Origin of the sequence: Mesorhizobium sp. Mes31 (assembly GCF_024519675.1) — a bacterium.
Taxonomy (GTDB): Bacteria; Pseudomonadota; Alphaproteobacteria; order Rhizobiales; family Rhizobiaceae; genus Mesorhizobium.
Map to the genome: position 1 here is coordinate 190,158 of NZ_JALJRL010000012.1, position 16,137 is coordinate 206,294.

Annotated in this window: 17 protein-coding genes; 2 read left to right on the forward strand and 15 right to left on the reverse strand. The window is 64.0% G+C overall.

Going from position 1 to position 16,137, the window contains the following annotated elements; all coding sequences use genetic code 11:
• Window positions 1-28: 28 nt before the first annotated feature.
• From tilS to ybgC, 8 genes are all read right to left on the reverse strand, one after another.
• On the reverse strand, window positions 29-1,423 hold the full coding sequence (gene tilS, locus NR193_RS21315) for a tRNA lysidine(34) synthetase TilS (RefSeq protein WP_256752729.1): 1,395 nt from the start codon (window positions 1,421-1,423) through the stop codon (window positions 29-31).
• Between the two features lie 58 nt (window positions 1,424-1,481).
• Window positions 1,482-2,585 (reverse strand): tol-pal system protein YbgF, encoded by a 1,104-nt coding sequence (ybgF, locus tag NR193_RS21320; protein WP_256752730.1) that lies wholly within the window; start codon window positions 2,583-2,585, stop codon window positions 1,482-1,484.
• A 224-nt stretch (window positions 2,586-2,809) separates the two neighbouring features.
• Window positions 2,810-3,316, reverse strand: coding sequence for a peptidoglycan-associated lipoprotein Pal (gene pal / locus NR193_RS21325; RefSeq protein ID WP_256752731.1), 507 nt, complete (start codon window positions 3,314-3,316; stop codon window positions 2,810-2,812).
• A gap of 245 nt (window positions 3,317-3,561) precedes the next feature.
• Window positions 3,562-4,872 (reverse strand): Tol-Pal system beta propeller repeat protein TolB, encoded by a 1,311-nt coding sequence (gene tolB / locus NR193_RS21330; protein WP_256752732.1) that lies wholly within the window; start codon window positions 4,870-4,872, stop codon window positions 3,562-3,564.
• A 40-nt stretch (window positions 4,873-4,912) separates the two neighbouring features.
• The gene (locus NR193_RS21335) at window positions 4,913-6,067 is read right to left on the reverse strand and encodes a TonB family protein (RefSeq protein WP_256752733.1); all 1,155 of its coding nucleotides are present in this window, start codon (window positions 6,065-6,067) and stop codon (window positions 4,913-4,915) included.
• Window positions 6,068-6,074: 7 nt separating this feature from the next.
• A complete protein-coding gene (tolR, locus tag NR193_RS21340) occupies window positions 6,075-6,527 on the reverse strand; it encodes a protein TolR (RefSeq protein WP_256752734.1) in 453 nt (150 codons plus the stop codon).
• Window positions 6,528-6,539: 12 nt separating this feature from the next.
• Window positions 6,540-7,250, reverse strand: coding sequence for a protein TolQ (tolQ, locus tag NR193_RS21345; protein WP_091578781.1), 711 nt, complete (start codon window positions 7,248-7,250; stop codon window positions 6,540-6,542).
• 312 nt (window positions 7,251-7,562) lie between these two features.
• Complete coding sequence (gene ybgC / locus NR193_RS21350; protein WP_256752735.1) at window positions 7,563-8,033, reverse strand: tol-pal system-associated acyl-CoA thioesterase; 471 nt, start codon at window positions 8,031-8,033, stop codon at window positions 7,563-7,565.
• Between the two features lie 56 nt (window positions 8,034-8,089).
• Between ybgC and NR193_RS21355 the strand changes: the two genes are divergently transcribed.
• Window positions 8,090-9,340: a glycoside hydrolase family 5 protein gene (locus NR193_RS21355; protein ID WP_256752736.1), complete on the forward strand. Its 1,251-nt coding sequence runs from the start codon at window positions 8,090-8,092 to the stop codon at window positions 9,338-9,340.
• Window positions 9,341-9,343: 3 nt separating this feature from the next.
• Here the strand turns inward: NR193_RS21355 and NR193_RS21360 are convergent, their stop codons facing one another.
• The 6 genes from NR193_RS21360 to NR193_RS21385 all read right to left on the reverse strand — a co-directional run bounded on the left by NR193_RS21360 (window position 9,344) and on the right by NR193_RS21385 (window position 14,341).
• The gene (locus NR193_RS21360) at window positions 9,344-10,246 is read right to left on the reverse strand and encodes a metallophosphoesterase (protein WP_256752737.1); all 903 of its coding nucleotides are present in this window, start codon (window positions 10,244-10,246) and stop codon (window positions 9,344-9,346) included.
• 222 nt (window positions 10,247-10,468) lie between these two features.
• Window positions 10,469-11,506 (reverse strand): Holliday junction branch migration DNA helicase RuvB, encoded by a 1,038-nt coding sequence (ruvB, locus tag NR193_RS21365; protein ID WP_256752738.1) that lies wholly within the window; start codon window positions 11,504-11,506, stop codon window positions 10,469-10,471.
• A 43-nt stretch (window positions 11,507-11,549) separates the two neighbouring features.
• A complete protein-coding gene (gene ruvA / locus NR193_RS21370) occupies window positions 11,550-12,170 on the reverse strand; it encodes a Holliday junction branch migration protein RuvA (RefSeq protein WP_256752739.1) in 621 nt (206 codons plus the stop codon).
• Window positions 12,171-12,183: 13 nt separating this feature from the next.
• A complete protein-coding gene (gene ruvC / locus NR193_RS21375) occupies window positions 12,184-12,693 on the reverse strand; it encodes a crossover junction endodeoxyribonuclease RuvC (RefSeq protein ID WP_256752740.1) in 510 nt (169 codons plus the stop codon).
• A 209-nt stretch (window positions 12,694-12,902) separates the two neighbouring features.
• On the reverse strand, window positions 12,903-13,436 hold the full coding sequence (locus NR193_RS21380) for a DUF1465 family protein (RefSeq protein ID WP_256752741.1): 534 nt from the start codon (window positions 13,434-13,436) through the stop codon (window positions 12,903-12,905).
• Window positions 13,437-13,960: 524 nt separating this feature from the next.
• Entirely contained in the window at window positions 13,961-14,341 is a 381-nt protein-coding gene (locus NR193_RS21385; protein WP_256752742.1) for a hypothetical protein, read from the reverse strand.
• Between the two features lie 334 nt (window positions 14,342-14,675).
• Here NR193_RS21385 and NR193_RS21390 point away from each other — a divergent pair, with 334 nt between their 5' ends.
• Complete coding sequence (locus tag NR193_RS21390) at window positions 14,676-15,227, forward strand: DUF2269 family protein (protein ID WP_256752743.1); 552 nt, start codon at window positions 14,676-14,678, stop codon at window positions 15,225-15,227.
• Window positions 15,228-15,270: 43 nt separating this feature from the next.
• Here the strand turns inward: NR193_RS21390 and NR193_RS21395 are convergent, their stop codons facing one another.
• Window positions 15,271-16,041: a sulfite exporter TauE/SafE family protein gene (locus NR193_RS21395; protein WP_256752744.1), complete on the reverse strand. Its 771-nt coding sequence runs from the start codon at window positions 16,039-16,041 to the stop codon at window positions 15,271-15,273.
• Window positions 16,042-16,137 lie beyond the last annotated feature (96 nt).

Below are 16,137 nucleotides of genomic sequence, written 5' to 3' on the forward strand. Positions count from 1 at the left end.
CACGTCTGGGTTAAGCTTTCGCCCATCATCAACCGGCACTGTGGCCGCTGAAAGGCGGGGCGGGAAGCGGCGGCGCGCCGATCAGCCCGGCAACGGCCCGCGCCGGTGCCAGATCGAAGGACGGCAGGAACCGTGCAAAAGGCGCCACGACCGGCCGGACCTCGACCTCCGTGAGCCCCCGGCCATCCCCCGACAAACCAGGGCTTTCACCGGGTCGCCACAAGGCCGGCTCGGCGGCGAACGCGGCGCGCATCAGGCTTGGCGGGGTTTCGCCTTCGCCAACGGCCAGCCGCCTGGCGGCTGCCGCCCCGAACGGTGCGATCAACAATGCGCCGCTTCCGTCGTTCAATGTGATGCGGCGGCGGCCATCCCAGACGACGTTGGCGGTGGCTGCGGCGGCGGCCGGCAAGCCGCGTGCCTCGCGCCGCATGAAGAGGCCGGCGCGCCGGTGGTCGACCACCGTCCGCGACAATGTGGCGCAAAGAAATCCGGCCTTCAGCCGGTCGAACAGTGCCTCGCCGCGGGTCTGATCCGGCAGGAAGGCAACCCCGCCGGTCGTCGCCAGCAGAATGCGCAACGCATAGATGGCGGCCCGGTCCTCGCCGGCCTTCAGCAAGCTCGGGTCGAGGCGGACGAGCCCGGCCGCCGGCTGGGTCGCGAGATCGCGGATCAAGTCCGCGGCGTCGAGACCAAGCTGCGTGCGCGCGCTGCCTTCACGCGCGGCCAGCGCCAGGGCGTCGTCGATGCGCCGCGCACCGTTCCCATCCGCGAGCGCTGCCCGCATGCGCGGCCGCTCGAAAGCCTCGTTGGCATTGGTCGGATCGTCGGCCCAGCCAACGCGTCGACGCCGCAGGACATCGCGCAGTGCCGCACGCCGGACCCCGAGAAACGGCCGCACGATCCAGGTGCGCCAGTCATACAGGGTGGCCGGCGCCATGCCGGCAAGCCCCCGGCCCGCCGTGTCGGCATGGCCTCGGCCCTCGTCGCGGGCCAGCCCTTCCTCGCGTGCTTGCCGCATCAGCACCGTTTCCGCCTGGTCGTCGGCGGTATGGCCGGTCAGGATCAGGCCGATGCCTTCCGTCTGCGCGGCCTCGGCCAGCAGCCGGTAGCGTGCTTCCCGCGCCGCGGCGGGCAGTCCGGCCGACGGCTTGCGTCCCGACCATGTCAGGATGCGATGCGGAATTGCATATGTGGCGCACAGCCTCGACACCGCCTGCGCTTCCGCTGCCGAACCAGGTCGCAGATCGTGGTCGATCGTCACCGCCAGCAGCTTCGTTGCCGGGGCGACACGATCGAGATGTTGTTTGAGAAGAAGGAGCAGGGCGGTCGAGTCGCTGCCGCCGGACACGGCCGCGACGGCGCCGCAGGTAAAATCGATATGCGAAAAAAGCTTGGTCGAAAGATCAGGCTCGATGTCGAGCATCAACGCATGTCACCCAAAAGTGGTCCCGGTTCTGGGACTGCGACATGCGGGCGAAAATTTAGCACGCAGCCAGAGCCTTCTCCTGCTTGACGCGCTCCTTGAGCGCACCGGAAATATCGGGATAGCGTTTGCCGATCTCGCTGAAGGTGGCGCAGGCCACATCATGCTGCTTGAGGCCGACCAGCGATACGCCGAGCTTCAGCAACATGTCGGGAGCCTTCTTGGCCTTCGGGTAGTCCTTGCTGGCGGCGAGGAAGGTCTCGGCCGCGTCGCGGTATTTCTGCTGGCCAAGCAGCGATTCGCCCAGCCAGTAATGCGCATCGGCCGCCTTCGCATCCCGGGGGAAGCGGGCGATATGGTCGCGAAAGCCCTGCTCGGCGGTGCTGTAATCGCCAGACAGGATGAACTGATAGGAGTTGCGGTACAGTTCTTCGGGATCGTTGGTGGAGGGCAGTGCCGCGACCACCGTGCCGTCGGACTTGCCGGCCTTGGCCGGGGCGCTGGTGGCCGGGGCGGTGTCTTGCGCCGCCGCCGCCTGGGTGTTGCCGCCGGCATCAATCACATTGCCATTCTTGTCGACGGTGATGCTGCCGAAGGTCTTTTCCGGCGCTCCCGTGCCGGGAATAACCTTGCCGGGGTCGCCATCGGGTGATTCGACGATGACGTCCTCGACCGTCTTGCCGCCTGTGGACTGATTACCGTCGGGCGCGGTGCCGGCATCGGCCGGCGCCTGGGTTGCCGGAGCCGCCGCCACGTCGGTGTTGGTATCGGTGGCGGCGTCCGATTTCTTCTGAGCCGGAGGCTGTCCGCCCTGCGCGCCGCCCTGTGAGCCGCCTTCAAGCTGCTGGAAGCGGAACTCATTGTCTTCCTGCTGCTTGCGGATCTGCTCCTGCATCTGCAGGACCTGGAAATTGAGTTCCTCGATCTTGCCGTTCATCTGCCGCAGCTGTTCTTCGAGCGCGGTGACGCCGGTGCCGCTCTGCTGAGCCAGCTGCACCTGATCCGGCTGCTTCTTTTCGCCAAAAATGCCGGGCAACTCGATCGTCGGCAGGTGAAAGGAAAAGCCGCTGTCGGTTGATTGCCCTGTGCCGCTTGCCAGTGCGGTGACGCCTGATAGGAGCAGCAGCGCAAGCGTGCCGCTCAGAACCGATCTCAAATGCATGTGCCTCTCGCCGTGAATCGTTAGCCTGTTCGCGCTTCCAATCAAAGTGGGACCGGCCAAGCGCCCTCGGCTCATAGCAGGACCCGAGACTTCGGCCAAATTTTGTTTCGGGCGGCCAGATACGAAAAAGGCGGCCCGAAGGCCGCCTTTCGCATGGTTATGTTGCATTTTTGCCGCTACCCCGCCGCGCGTTCTCTTGACGCGCCGGCAGGCTTCGCGATGCCTCAGGAACCGGCGCCGCTGAGCGTGGTGACCGCGCGGCGGTTCTGCGACCAGCAGGAGATGTCGTCGCAGACCGCGACCGGACGCTCCTTGCCGTAGGAAATGGTCTTGAGGCGGCTGGCCGACACACCCTTGGCGACGAGGAAGTCGCGGGTAGCGGCGGCGCGGCGGGCGCCAAGCGCCAGATTGTATTCGCGCGTGCCGCGTTCGTCGGCATGGCCTTCGATGACGATGGCATACTGCTTGTACTGGTTCAGCCACTGCGCCTGGCGCGAAAGCGTCGTCTGTGCGTCGGCACGGATCGAGGTCGAGTCCGTATCGAAGAAGATGCGGTCGCCGATGTTGACGGTGAAGTCCTGCGCCGATCCGGGCGTTGCCGCGCCAGCGCCGTTGAGGCCAAGATCAGCGGCGCTGTTCGGCGTCTTCTTCGAGGCGCAACCGGTGATGGCGAGCATCGCCACCAGTGCGATCATGACCGGGTTTCTGGTAAGTGCTGCGATACGGCCCATGCCGCCTCTCCTTCGTATTTCGAGTGATTTCGTTGATCACCCAGTAACCACGTTTGGGTTAACCGGCATTCAAGAAACACGGTTAAATTTTGGTTTAGGCTGGTCAGGCTGCCCGTCCGCAACCTCTTGGTCCGGGGCCACAGTTGGCGCGGACCCTAGGCGGAAATGCGGCCAAAAGGCGACCAATGCATGGAAAAGGGGCCAAAACGGCCCCTTTCCTGCATGTGTGGCAATTCAGCCGAAACCTATTCCAGCAACGGCGACCATGCCGGGTCCGAAGCGAAGTTCGCCGTCGGGATCGATTGCTCGTTGCGGCCGGTGAGATCGACCGAAACCAGTTTGGGACCGCCGGCGGAATCACGGAAGAACATCAGCACCCGGCCGTTCGGCGCCCAGGTCGGCCCTTCCTGCTGGAAGCCCGAGGACAGGATACGCTCGCCCGAGCCATCGGTCTTCATGACACCGATCTGGAATTCGCCACCGGTCTGCTTGGTGAAGGCGATGAGATCGCCGCGCGGCGACCACACCGGCGTCGAATAGACGCCGTCGCCGAAGGAGATGCGGGTCTGGCCCGAGCCGTCGGCGCCCATCACGTAGATCTGCGCGCGGCCGCCCCGGTCGGAGGTGAACACCACCTTGCTGCCGTCGGGCGAATAGGACGGCGACGTGTCGATGGCGATCGAGTTGGTCAGCCGCGTCGTCGAGCGGCTTCTGAGGTCCATGGCGAAGATGTTGGAATTGCCGTCGTCGCGCAGCAGGCTCATGATCACCTTTTGGCCGTCGGGCGAGAAACGCGGCGCAAAGGTCATGCCCGGGAAATTGCCGACCAGCTCACGCTGGCCGGTCTCGATCTGCAGCAGGTAGACCCGCGGCTGGCCGCTCTCATAGGACATGTAGGTAATTTCCTGCCGGTTCGGCGAGAAGCGCGGCGTCAGCACGATCGACTTGCCGTCCGAGAGATAGCGGACATTGGCCCCGTCCTGGTCCATGATGGCAAGGCGCTTCTTGCGCGCGTTCTTGGCCCCGGATTCGTCGATGAAGACGACGCGGGTGTCGAAATAGCCCTTCTCGCCGGTCAGCCGTTCGTAGATGGCGTCGGCGATGATGTGGGCGACGCGCCGCTGGTTGGCGTCGTTGGCGAAGAACTGCTCGCCGGCCATCTGCTGGCCGGCAAAGGTGTCCCACAGCCGGTACTGGGCGCGGATACGGCCGTCCGCTTCCTTGCTGACGCTGCCGGTGACCAGCGCCTGGGCGTTGATGACCTTCCAGTCTTCGAAACGCGGTGCCGCATCCGGATTGGTGATCTTTTCGATGAAGGCGCTCTTGTCGATCGGCGCGAACAGACCCGAGCGCTTGAGGTCAGCGGTGACGATCTGGGAAATCTGGGCGCCAAGCGCATCGCCACCCTGGAAATCCGTGATAGCGATCGGCAGCGGCTCGACATTGCCCTTGTTGACGTTGAGTTCGACGAGCGCCCATGCCGGCATGGGAACCACTGCCGTGATGCCCAGCGCCATCGCTGCAATCGTCAGGAGCGGCTTGAGGAAAGATCTCATATCTTCTCGCTTCTCTTCATTGGCTGTTTGGACGCCAGGCCTAGAGGCCGAGCATTTCCCTTGGATCAAAGGTGACCCGGATGTCGGACCAGATGTCTTGTTTGCCGGCGGGAACCTGCAGGCCGGCCATGTCGCATTTCTGAACCGCGCGCACCGCGCTTTCATCGAACTGCCGGTTGCCGCTCGATTTTTCGACGGACGGGCGGCCGTCAAGCTTGCCGGAGGTGTTCAGATTGAAGCGGACCACGACGATGAAATTCTCCGAGCCCTCCAGACCGGCCGGCAGTGTCCAGCAACCACCCAATTGACTTTCCAAGGCGCCCTGCTCCGATTTCGAAAGCTTCTGGCCCTGATCCTTGTCCCCGCCGAGCGAAGACTGCTGGGTCGAGCGCTTGGCGCCGCCGCCGGACGGCTTCTGCTTGTCCAGCAGAGCCGAAATCTCGTCGGCGTTGAACTGCTTGTCGTCCGACTTGGGCTTGGATGACGCTTCCTTGACCGGCTTGTCGGCATCCTTGCGCTCCGGCGCCTTGGCGCTTTCGGCCTGTGCCGGCTGCGGCTTCGGCCGCGCTTCCGGCGCGGGCGCCGAGTTCGGCAGTTGTGTCTCTTCGGTCGGCGGATCCTTGGCTATCGCCTCGGCGACGGCGTCCGGCTTGACCTCGGGCGTCGGGTCGATCGCGGCGGTCTTGTCCTGCGGCGGGGTCGGCGCCGGCTTGGCCGGTGTCGGCTTGGGGTCCGCCTGCTTGACCGGCTCGGGCTTGACCTCTTCCTTGGGCGTCGGCGCCGGCGCCACTTCCGTCGCCGGAATGGGCTTGGGCTTCTCCTGCGGCTTCGGCACGTCCTCGGGCTTCGGCTTCTCGACCGGTGTCGGCGCCGGCGGCGGAGCCGACGTCATGTCGACGGGCTTCGGTTTGGCCTCGGGCGTTATCGGCTTTTCGGTGTCGACCGTGTTCTCACCGACCTTCTGTGCGTCCGGCACGATGTCCGGGCGCTGGGTCGGCAGAGGGGCCGGCTTTTCATGCATCACGGCCTTCTTGTCACCCTGCAACGTCTGCGCGACGGCCTCCATCGGCACGATGTCGACCGAGACCGACTCGACGTCGGCGGTCGGAAGCGCAGCCGGTGCCGACAGCGTGAGCAGGCCGAAGGCCAGCGCCGCCGCATGCAAGATCACCGATGTGGTGAGGCCGGTCCTCATTTTTCGTCTACTGATCCTGTTCCTGCAGTGAAACCAGGCCGATATTCTTGTAGCCAGCGGCCGAAATGCGGGCCATCACCTTCATCGCCGTGCCATAGTCAGTGGACTTGTCGCCACGGATGAAGATGCGCTCTTCATAGCCGGTCTTCGAGATGGCCTGCAGCTTCGCCACCAGCTCCTCGATCGGAATTTCGGTTTCCTGGAGAAATATCTGGCCAGCAGCGTTGATCGAAACGGTGATCGGCTGCGTGTCGGCGTTCATTGCCTTGGCCTGCGTGTCCGGCAGGTCGATCGGTACGCCGACCGTCAACATTGGCGCCGCGACCATGAAGATGATCAGCAGAACCAGCATCACGTCGACCATCGGCGTGACGTTGATTTCCGACATCAATGCATGGTGACGGCCGCGCCGCCTGTGGCCGCGCCCGCCGCGTCCTCCCATGCCTACGGACATACCCATCTTTCGTGCTCCTCAGGCCTTAGGCGCGACTTTTTCATCGATTTGGCGCGAGAGTATGGCGGAGAACTCGTCGGAGAACCCTTCCATGCGCACCGCGATCTTGCTCGCGTCGGACGACAGTTTGTTGTAGGCGATGACGGCCGGGATGGCGGCGAGCAGGCCGATGGCCGTCGCCAGCAACGCTTCGGCAATGCCGGGCGCGACCACCGCGAGGCTGGTGTTCTTGGACCCTGCGATCGCCTGGAACGAGGTCATGATACCGATGACGGTGCCGAACAGGCCGATGAAGGGTGCCGCCGAGCCGGTGGTGGCGAGGAAGCCGAGGCGCCCCTCCAGCTTTTCCATTTCGCGGGTCAGCGCCAGGTCCATCGCCTTGTCGATGCGGGTCTGCAGCCCGAGCGGCGTTTTCGCGCCCTTCTCGAAGCTCTTCTTCCACTCGCGCATCGCGGCCACGAAAATGGCGCCCATGCCGGTGGTCTTGCGGTCGGCAAGCGTCCGATAAAGCTCCTCCAGCGACTGCCCCGACCAGAACACCTGCTCGAAACGGTTGAGCGCCAGCCGCATGCGGGCATAGGAGACGAGCTTGTCGACAATGATCGCCCAGGTCCAGACCGAGGCGCACAGCAAGCCGATCATGACCAGCTTGACCACCCAGCTGGCCTGCATGAACAGCGCCCAAATCGACAATTGCGCGCCCGGTTCGGCGAGTGCGATATTTTCCATGGTAACGTCCTTAAGATTTTCCGGGCAAAGCTGGCGGCTGGCCCATGGGCATCCCTTGTGGTCGGTTCGCACGAAGCTACCGGAACAACCCCAAACTGCGCCGTCTGCGGCCTTTTCGGGGCAAATATTGGTGAAAGGAAGGCGCTGAATCCCGCCAATCTTCACCAATCTCTTCATGAACCGTTATGGTTAAGGATGGGTTAGTGAATAAGGCGCGGCGCATTGCCGCGCCCCGTCAGTCACCGAACCGGCCTGTGTCAACTCATCCGCCGTTCAAAAGTGGGTTGGGATTCAGGTCGGACCGGCTGAATATCAGCCCACCTTGGGCATGAAGGCTGCCACCCATTCCTTGGGAAAGCGCCTCGGCCGGCCATTCTCGCCGATGATCGCCGCTTCGACCCTTGCCTCGACCAGCACCTCGTCGCCGCGTTTGAGCTGCTGCGCCATGAAGATGCGCGCGCCGGAAATGTCCTCGGTGCGGGTATCGATGGTCAGGATGTCGTCGATGCGGGCGGGGCCGCGAAAATCTATCTCCATGCGACGCACCACCCAGACGATCTTCTCGCCATGCTTGCCGTCGGCAAGCTCGGTATGATGCACGCCGGTCAGCCTGAGATAGTCGGAGCGGCCGCGTTCGAAGAATTCGAGATAGCGTGCGTGGTAGACGACGCCGGAGAAATCGGTGTCGGCGTAATAGACCCGCGCCATCAGCCGGTGGCCGAACTCCGTCAGCGCGCCGGAAAGCCCTGCCAGCAATGTCGCCGATTCACCATGATCGCCCATTGCGCTTCCTTTTTCAGCCCCGACGAGGCACCTGTTCCCGCGAGACACCGCATCGGATGGCACTGTTGACGGCGATGATCAAGACCTTGATGGCGGCGCTGTCCGTGCTGTTGGCTCTGGCGCTGCCGGGCCAGGCGGCAACCTTCTCGATGAAGCGCGGCCTCAACCTCGACCAGTGGACGACCTGGCCGGGCGAGGATCGATGGGGCGATGCCAAGGCCATCCTGCCCTATCCGGAGTGGCGCAAATTCCTCAAGGACGACGATCTCGAGGCGCTGAAGGACGCCGGCTTCGATTTCCTGCGCATGCCGGTCGACCCGTCGCCGTTCCTCTCCGCCCAGACCGTGGCCTTGCGTGACGACCTCTATGCCAGCGTGCTGGACTCGGTGCGCATGATCAACCGCGCCGGCTTGAAGGTGATCGTCGACATGCATCTGATTCCGGCCGGCGGCAGCCGCAAGATCGGCATGGCGCAGGTGATGGACGACCCGCAAACCTTCGACCTCTATGTCGACGTGGTGCGCAGGATGGCGCGCACGCTGGCCGGCGAAGATCCCAGCCAGGTCGCCTTCGAACCGATGAACGAGCCGATCGTCGACTGCGACAGCGACGGCACCAGCCTGTGGCCGGACCGTCAGCGCAAACTGTTCGCGGCGGCGCGCTCCTCGGCCACGAAACTGACCCTGGTGCTGACCGGCGCCTGCTACTCCGCCGCGAGTTCTCTGGAAAAGATCGACCCGAAGGCGATCCCCGACGACAACGTCATCTGGACGTTCCATTCCTACGATCCGTTCCTGCTCACCCATCAGGGCGCCACCTGGGCCGGTGATTTCATCCCCTATGTGACCGGCCTGCCCTATCCGCTGACCGCGGTGCCGCAGGCACAGCTCGATGTGACGCTCGACACCATCCGCGCCAGGATCAAAGCCGAGGCGCCGTGGACACGGCAGAGCGGCCTGCTTGCCTATCTCGACGAGCAGGTCGCCAGCATGGACAGCCCCGACAAGCTGCTTGGCCTGATGGACGCGCCGTTCAAGAAGGTCGAGGCGTGGGCGAAGACCAACGGCATCAGCCCGGAAAACATCACGCTCGGCGAGTTCGGCATGATCCGCCAGGAATATGGCAATGCCTATGTGATGCCGGCCGAGTACCGGGCTGCCTATGTCAAGGATATGATCGCGCGCGCCGAAGCGCACGGCTTCTCCTGGTCGGTGTGGAGCTATGGCGGCGCGTTCGGCATCGTCGACGCCTTCAACGGCGACAAGGCCGAGCCGGACGTGATGGACGTGATCCGCGCGCTCCATTGACCTTCAGGCCGAACCAAGGTCGATCGACAGGATTTCAGGGCGAACACCGAAGCGCAGCGGCAATATGCTGAAGCCGAGCCCGCCCGAGACGATCAGGTTGCGGTCATTCTCGACGACATGGCCGTAAGCATAGCGATTGCCGAAACGCGACGGCACCACGGGCGAATAGCCGAACAGCCGCACCTGCCCGCCATGGGTATGACCCGACAGGGTCAACGAAACCCGCCAAGGCACCTTGGGAAAAATATCAGGCTCGTGGGCGAGCAGGATGACAGGCGAGGTATCGCTGACCCTGGCCAGCGTGCCGTCGAGATCGTCCAGCCCCCTGAAGCCGGTGCGGTCCTTGGTCGGCCGCAGGGCCAACTGGTCGGCAAGGCCGGCGATCCAGAAACCATGTCCGTCCTTTTCCAGCCGCACGACATCGTTTTCCAGGACTGGGATGCCGACTTTCTCCAAGGCCTTGCGCGCTATGGTCGGGCCGGCTCCCACCCGCTGCGCGAAGCCATCGTTCCACCAGTCGTGATTGCCAAGGATCGACAGCACGCCGAGCGGCGCCTTGAGGCCCGACAGCGCGGCCGCCCATTGCGACGGGGTCACCTGATCCGTCACCAGGCGCATGCCGGCAATATAATCGCCAAGCAGCACGATCAGATCCGGCTGCAACGCGTTCGCATCGTCGACAAGCGAAGCGATCCTCTCCGGCGTCATCCATGGCCGGCAGGCATGGATGTCGGCAAGCGCGACGATGCGCAGCTTCGAACCCGCCGGCCAATGCGGTGGCGTCAACGCATAGCGCTTCACATGCGTCAACAGCATCGGCTCGATGCCGACCGCATAGGCGCCGAACGTGGCGGCGCTCAGGAAGGACCCGCCGAGGAAGCGCAGGAACCCGCGTCTGGTTATCATTGCATGGCTCCGGCACTCGGGATCTCGGCGGCGTGCCGCAAGCCTGCGATAAAATCCATGATTGCGCCGGCAAGTCGACGAGGCTGAGGAGATTTTGCGCAGGACGGTCACGGATGCTTGATCGCCGCCCTGAAGCAGGCCGCCAAAAAAGGGACCCCGGTTTCGAGACAACGGCATGCAAAAAAGGCGAAGCGTGAACCTGTGCCCGATCGCTCGGGGTTACTATTCTTCCTGGAACAGGTTGATCTGCTGCTGCGCCAGATCCTTCGGCGCATCGAGCCCGAGATGCCGCCAGGCATTGGCCGTCAGCATGCGGCCGCGCGGCGTGCGCTGGATGAAACCCTGCTGGATCAGGTAGGGCTCGATGATATCCTCGATGGCGTCGCGCGGCTCGGACAGCCCGGCGGCGATCGTCTCGATGCCGACCGGCCCGCCGCCGAAATTGCGGGCGATCATCGACAGGTAGCGGCGGTCGAGTGCGTCGAGGCCGAGCGCATCGACCTCCAGCCGGGTCAAGGCCTCGTCGGCGATCTGGCGGTTGACATGGCCATCACCGGCAACGGACGCGAAATCGCGCACGCGGCGCAGCAGCCGGCCGGCAATGCGTGGCGTGCCGCGCGCGCGCCGCGCGATCTCCAGAGCGCCATCGTCGCCGAGCGGCATTTGCAGGATGCGGGCGCCGCGCCGCACGATCTGCTCCAGCTCCTCGACCGAATAGAAATTGAGCCGCACCGGAATGCCGAAACGGTCGCGCAGCGGATTGGTCAGCAGGCCGAGCCGCGTGGTGGCGGCGACGAGTGTGAAGCGGGCCAGGTCGATCTTGACCGAACGCGCCGCCGGTCCCTCGCCGATGATCAGGTCGAGCTGGAAATCCTCCATCGCAGGATAGAGGATTTCCTCCACCGCCGGGCTCAGCCGATGGATCTCGTCGATGAACAGCACGTCGCCCTCTTCGAGATTGGTGAGCAGTGCGGCGAGATCGCCGGCCTTGGCGATGACCGGGCCGGAGGTCGAACGGAAATTGACGCCGAGCTCCCGCGCCATGATCTGCGCCAGCGTCGTCTTGCCGAGACCGGGTGGTCCGACGAACAGCACATGGTCGAGCGCCTCGTTGCGGCCCTTGGCGGCCTCGATGAACACTTTGAGATTGGCCCGCACCGCCGCCTGGCCGACGAAATCGTCGAGCGTCTGCGGCCGCAAGGTCTGCTCGGCATCCTCGCCGCGTTTTTCGGGCGCAATCAGGCGGGGCGACAGGCTCATGCTGCCTTCCTTGCACATGGCAGGGAACCGGACAAGCCAGCTCTCACCGCGCCAGTTCCTTCAGCCCGAAGCGGATCAGCCTCGGCGCATCGGCATCCTCGCCCGCGGTCTTCAGCGCCGCCGCCACCGCATTGGCCGCGGTGTCGCGCGAATAGCCGAGATTGACCAGGGCCGACACGGCATCGGTGATCGGCGCCGATGCGACGCCTTCGCCGAGCTCCTGCTTCAGGCCGATCGTGCCCGAGGCAGAGCCTGCATAGGCCGGTGCCTTGTTCTTCAACTCGGTGACGATGCGCTCGGCCACCTTCTTGCCGACGCCGGGCGCACGCGAAACCATGGCAATATCACGCAGTGCAATGGCATTGGCGAGATCCGCCGGCGCCAGCGTCGACAGGATGGCCAGCGCCACCTTGGCGCCGACACCTTGCACATTGCTCATCAGCAACCGGAACCACTCGCGCTCCAGCTGCGACTGGAAGCCATAGAGGCGCAGCATGTCCTCGCGCACATAGGTCTCGATGAACAGCACCACCGCTTCGCCGGGCGCCGGCAGCGCCGCCAGCGTGCGTGCCGAGCAATAGGCGACATAGCCGACGCCGTGGATATCGACGAGGCAATGGTCCTCGTCGATCTCGTCCAGCGTGCCCTTGAGCTTGCCGATCATGCTTGATGACCCCTCACGCCAGCATTGCCATCCGGTAGGCCACGCTCTGCCGGTGATGCGCATGGCAGATGGCGATGGCCAGCGCATCGGCGGCGTGCTCGGTATCGAAAGTGGCCTTCGGCAACAGCACTTTCACCATCATGTGGATCTGCTTCTTGTCGCCGTGGCCGACGCCAATCACCGCCTTCTTGACGGCGTTGGGAGCATATTCGGCAACAACAAGGCCGGCTCGCGCCGGCACCAGCATGGCTATGCCGCGCGCCTGGCCGAGCTTCAGCGTCGCCACCGCGTCCTTGTTGACGAAGGTCTGCTCGACCGCCGCTTCGTGCGGCATCGCGCTGTGCAGGATCTCGGCGAGCCCGTCATGCAGCTGGCACAGCCGCGTCGCCAGCGCCGCCTTGTCGTCGGAGCGCACGGTGCCGGAGGCGACGAAGCGCAATGAATTGCCGAGGCTCTCGACGATGCCCCAGCCGGTGCGCCTGAGCCCCGGATCAATACCGATGATGCGAATCGCTTCCCCCATCCGCCAACTTTACCTCCGGCGGACAGCGATGCCAGCGAAATGTGAACAAACCAGAAACAACAATGCTCGCGACAGCCGCGCGAGTGCGCTCTGGCGAGACAGATGGATGGTTTTTCGAGAATGGAGCGGGAGCGTATTGTGTCCGTGGGCACCGGATGCCCGGAAACCCGCGTCAGGCGTCCGTCAGAGCAGAGTTGTCATGCAGGCTATCAGCCGCGGGCGAAAGCCGTGTTCAGCAGGCTGATCTGGTCGGAAACCGGGTTGGGGCGGCGAGCCATCGGTTGCATGTCGACCAGGGCGCCATCGCCATAGATCTCCTCGTCCATGCGGCGTACCAGTGCCTGCAGGCGAAGCGAACGGTTGACGAGGTCGAGGAAATCCTTGGGCAGTTCGGCCCAGCCGGCGGCTTCGTCATGGGCTGAAGCGGTGTCGAGACGAACCTTGGACTTTTCGGAAGCAACCTGATCGCGGGTCATCTCGCCGGAATTCGCCGCGCGCTGCAAAAGCAGCCAGGACGCAACCTGCATCAGCCTGGTGGTCAGCCGCATCGATTCGGCCGCATAGAGCGTGGCCGCCAGCCTGGACAGTTTCTTCGCTTCGGCCCGGCCCTTGCCGTCGAGATATTCGGCCGCCTGCTCGACCAGGCCCATGCCTTCCTGATAGAGCGGCTTGAAGGATTGCGAGAAAACCCGGCGCTCCGCCAATTTGACGGTTTTCGCACTGCCCTTCGAAGGCTCGTTCATTGCTACGCCCCTGCACTTGCAACCGGCCGATTCGGCTTATTGCCGATACCCCCGGCACCCTGATGAGTGAAGCTTGAAAATGCGCTTCGTCACCGGTGAAGGCAAGCACATGTTTAACAGAAGGTTAACGGCGATCCGATGCCGGACGCCCCTGGAACGCGGACAAAAAAAGAGCCGCGGATAAGGCGGCTCTCAGGAGTTTAACAGGGAGGCGTCAAACAAAGTGGCTCCAACCACTCGGTAAGAATCCAGATCACTGGATGAACATAGTAAACACCTGTAAAGCTTAATGGAGCCTTAACCGCGCAATTGTTTTTTGACCGAACCCCGCCGTTCTGTGCCGTAACAGCACAGAACCGGACCCTGTTTCAGGTTCAGAACCTGTTTCGAACGCCGCTCTGGCGAGTCATATGATGCGGTTTCGAGAACCGGAGCGCAGCGGACATTCGGGTCCGTGAGCCCCGGAAACGCAGAAAACGCCATCAGCCGGCTGCCAGAGTGGAGTTTCCAAACAGGGTCTCGGTTCAGGCCTTCTTCCAGACCGCCGGCAAGGCGATGACGGCAAACAGCAGCATGGCCGCGTAGAAGCCCATCGAAGAGGCCGCCACCAGCGGTTCGATCGCGGCATTGCCCGCGAGCAGGAAATACAGGCCGATCAACAGGCCGATGCCGCTGATTGCGGTCAGCCAGAAATGGATGACGGCGAGCGTCTTTTGCCCGACCGCCGGAAACAGATGGTAGAAAAAGGCGAATACCGCCGACATCAGCCATCCGGCGACCATCGTGTGAGCGTGGGTCGGCATCTGGCCATGATCATGGCTGATCGCCATGTGCAGGCCGAGCGCCATTCCGCACAGCGCATAGATGACGGCCAGCGTGAAGAAATTTCGTGCTACCCCTTGCATAATGTTCCCCCGAATTGCCTTTTCCCGTCTGCGGGAATGGGTTGATCGTCAGGCGATTGTTTTCGCCGCCGGGCTCCCGGCATCGGCGCACTAGCATCGGCAATGTTTCCGGACGATGTCGCGCCAACCCCTCCCGACACTTCATGTATTGGCAGAAAACCATGCAGCCCGTTCGCTATCCCAGCGGCTCGGTTCCGGCGGCGAGGAGCTGAAACAGAGCCGGCTTTTTCGCGACATCGTTCCGAAACAGGCACGACGCTAAACGCCCGCTCCTCTGACGGCAGGTGCAAATCGTGCCCCGCCGCAACCCATAGAACACCCCCAGGAGCAACCCATGGATTGGTATTCCATCGTCAAATTCCTCCACGTCGTCTCGGCCATTCTGTGGGTCGGGGGCGGTTTCGTGCTGTTCCTCCTCGGTGTGCTTGCCGAGCGCGCGGGCAATATCGAGGAAAAGTTGCAGGCGATGCGCGCCAGCGGGCAGCTGGGCGGCAGGTTCTTCGCGCCGATGTCGATGCTGACGCTGATCTTCGGCCTCATCATGTGCGGCTTCTGGGTCGGCTTCTCCGATCTGTGGATCGTCATCGGTCTCGTCGGCTACGCGACAACCTTTTCGATCGGCATGTTCATCTTCAAGCCGACCGGCGAACGCATGGGCGCGATGATCGCCAAGGAGGGCATCACGCCCGAGGTCCTTGCCATCGGCCAGCGCATGATGAGCGCGGCGCGCTTCGACTATGCGGTGATGCTGGTGATCATCGCCGACATGGTGCTCAAGCCGACCGCGCATGATATCGGCATCCTCGCCGGCATGGTGCTGGTGGTCATGGTGGGCGCCATGCTGGCCTTCGGCGGCAACCGTCGCCTCGTGCCGAGCGCCGCCTGACACTGCCGTAATGGCAGGGGCGGCTGTGCAGCCGCCTCACCTGCTACATCAGGCCGGCGATACCATCCCACACAAGCTTCACCGCCACGACCGCCACGGTCGCGTAGGTGAAGGGATAGAAGGTTTCCGGCCGCATCCGCCGCACCAGCCACGCTCCGGCGATGGTCGACAACGGCGCCAGCGGCATCAGCACCGCCGACGCCGTCAGGTTGGCGGTGTCGAACTGGCCGAGCGCGAAATAGGGCACCAGCTTCAGCGCATTGGTAGCGGCAAAGAAGATCGCGGCGGTGCCCGACAGCACTTTGGGGTCGAGCCGGATCGGCAAGGCATAGACCTGGAAGGGCGGGCCGCCGACATGGGCGACGAAGCTGGTGAAGCCGGCCACGGTACCCCAGACGGCGGCGGCCGCGCGGTTGGGAGCGACCGCATGGTCGACGCCATGACGAAACTGCAGATAGAGCCAGCGCAGGACGAAGATGATGGCGACGGCGCCGACGATCAACCGTACCGCCTCCTCGGTGACGAGTGCGGCCGTCAGCCAGCCGAGGCCGATGCCGATGACGGCACCCGGCATCATGTCGACCAGCATCTTGCGATCGTAGACACCCCACCATGTCCATACCGACACGATGTCCATCAGGCACAGGATCGGCAGCAGGATGGCCGCCGCCTGCACCGGCGGCATGGTCAGCGCCATCAGCGGCACGCCGACAAAACCGACAGCGCCGCCAAAGCCGCCCTTGGACAGGCCGACCAGAATGACCGCCGGTATGGCGGCCGCGTAGAACCACGGATCGAGAAGCAGGCCTGACATGGGGAGGGTTGGGCTGGAGGGAGGGCGCGTCGACGCTTGATAGCCCAGAATTCTGCACTGGGCGACAGCAAATATGTGCACAGCAGCAGCGTCGTG

Excerpts from the sequence above, each read along its gene's own strand:
- NR193_RS21385 (WP_256752742.1), bottom strand. The coding sequence starts at position 14,341 with ATGCAAGGGGTAGCACGAAATTTCTTCACGCTGGCCGTCATCTATGCG.
- ruvB (WP_256752738.1), bottom strand. The coding sequence starts at position 11,506 with ATGAGCCTGTCGCCCCGCCTGATTGCGCCCGAAAAACGCGGCGAGGAT.
- ybgC (WP_256752735.1), bottom strand. The coding sequence starts at position 8,033 with ATGGGCGATCATGGTGAATCGGCGACATTGCTGGCAGGGCTTTCCGGC.
- NR193_RS21390 (WP_256752743.1), top strand. The coding sequence starts at position 14,676 with ATGGATTGGTATTCCATCGTCAAATTCCTCCACGTCGTCTCGGCCATT.
- NR193_RS21395 (WP_256752744.1), bottom strand. The coding sequence starts at position 16,041 with ATGTCAGGCCTGCTTCTCGATCCGTGGTTCTACGCGGCCGCCATACCG.
- pal (WP_256752731.1), bottom strand. The coding sequence starts at position 3,316 with ATGGGCCGTATCGCAGCACTTACCAGAAACCCGGTCATGATCGCACTG.
- tolB (WP_256752732.1), bottom strand. The coding sequence starts at position 4,872 with ATGAGATCTTTCCTCAAGCCGCTCCTGACGATTGCAGCGATGGCGCTG.
- tilS (WP_256752729.1), bottom strand. The coding sequence starts at position 1,423 with ATGCTCGACATCGAGCCTGATCTTTCGACCAAGCTTTTTTCGCATATC.
- tolR (WP_256752734.1), bottom strand. The coding sequence starts at position 6,527 with ATGGGTATGTCCGTAGGCATGGGAGGACGCGGCGGGCGCGGCCACAGG.
- NR193_RS21335 (WP_256752733.1), bottom strand. The coding sequence starts at position 6,067 with ATGAGGACCGGCCTCACCACATCGGTGATCTTGCATGCGGCGGCGCTG.
- ybgF (WP_256752730.1), bottom strand. The coding sequence starts at position 2,585 with ATGCATTTGAGATCGGTTCTGAGCGGCACGCTTGCGCTGCTGCTCCTA.
- ruvC (WP_256752740.1), bottom strand. The coding sequence starts at position 12,693 with ATGGGGGAAGCGATTCGCATCATCGGTATTGATCCGGGGCTCAGGCGC.
- NR193_RS21355 (WP_256752736.1), top strand. The coding sequence starts at position 8,090 with ATGGCACTGTTGACGGCGATGATCAAGACCTTGATGGCGGCGCTGTCC.
- tolQ (WP_091578781.1), bottom strand. The coding sequence starts at position 7,250 with ATGGAAAATATCGCACTCGCCGAACCGGGCGCGCAATTGTCGATTTGG.
- ruvA (WP_256752739.1), bottom strand. The coding sequence starts at position 12,170 with ATGATCGGCAAGCTCAAGGGCACGCTGGACGAGATCGACGAGGACCAT.
- NR193_RS21380 (WP_256752741.1), bottom strand. The coding sequence starts at position 13,436 with ATGAACGAGCCTTCGAAGGGCAGTGCGAAAACCGTCAAATTGGCGGAG.
- NR193_RS21360 (WP_256752737.1), bottom strand. The coding sequence starts at position 10,246 with ATGATAACCAGACGCGGGTTCCTGCGCTTCCTCGGCGGGTCCTTCCTG.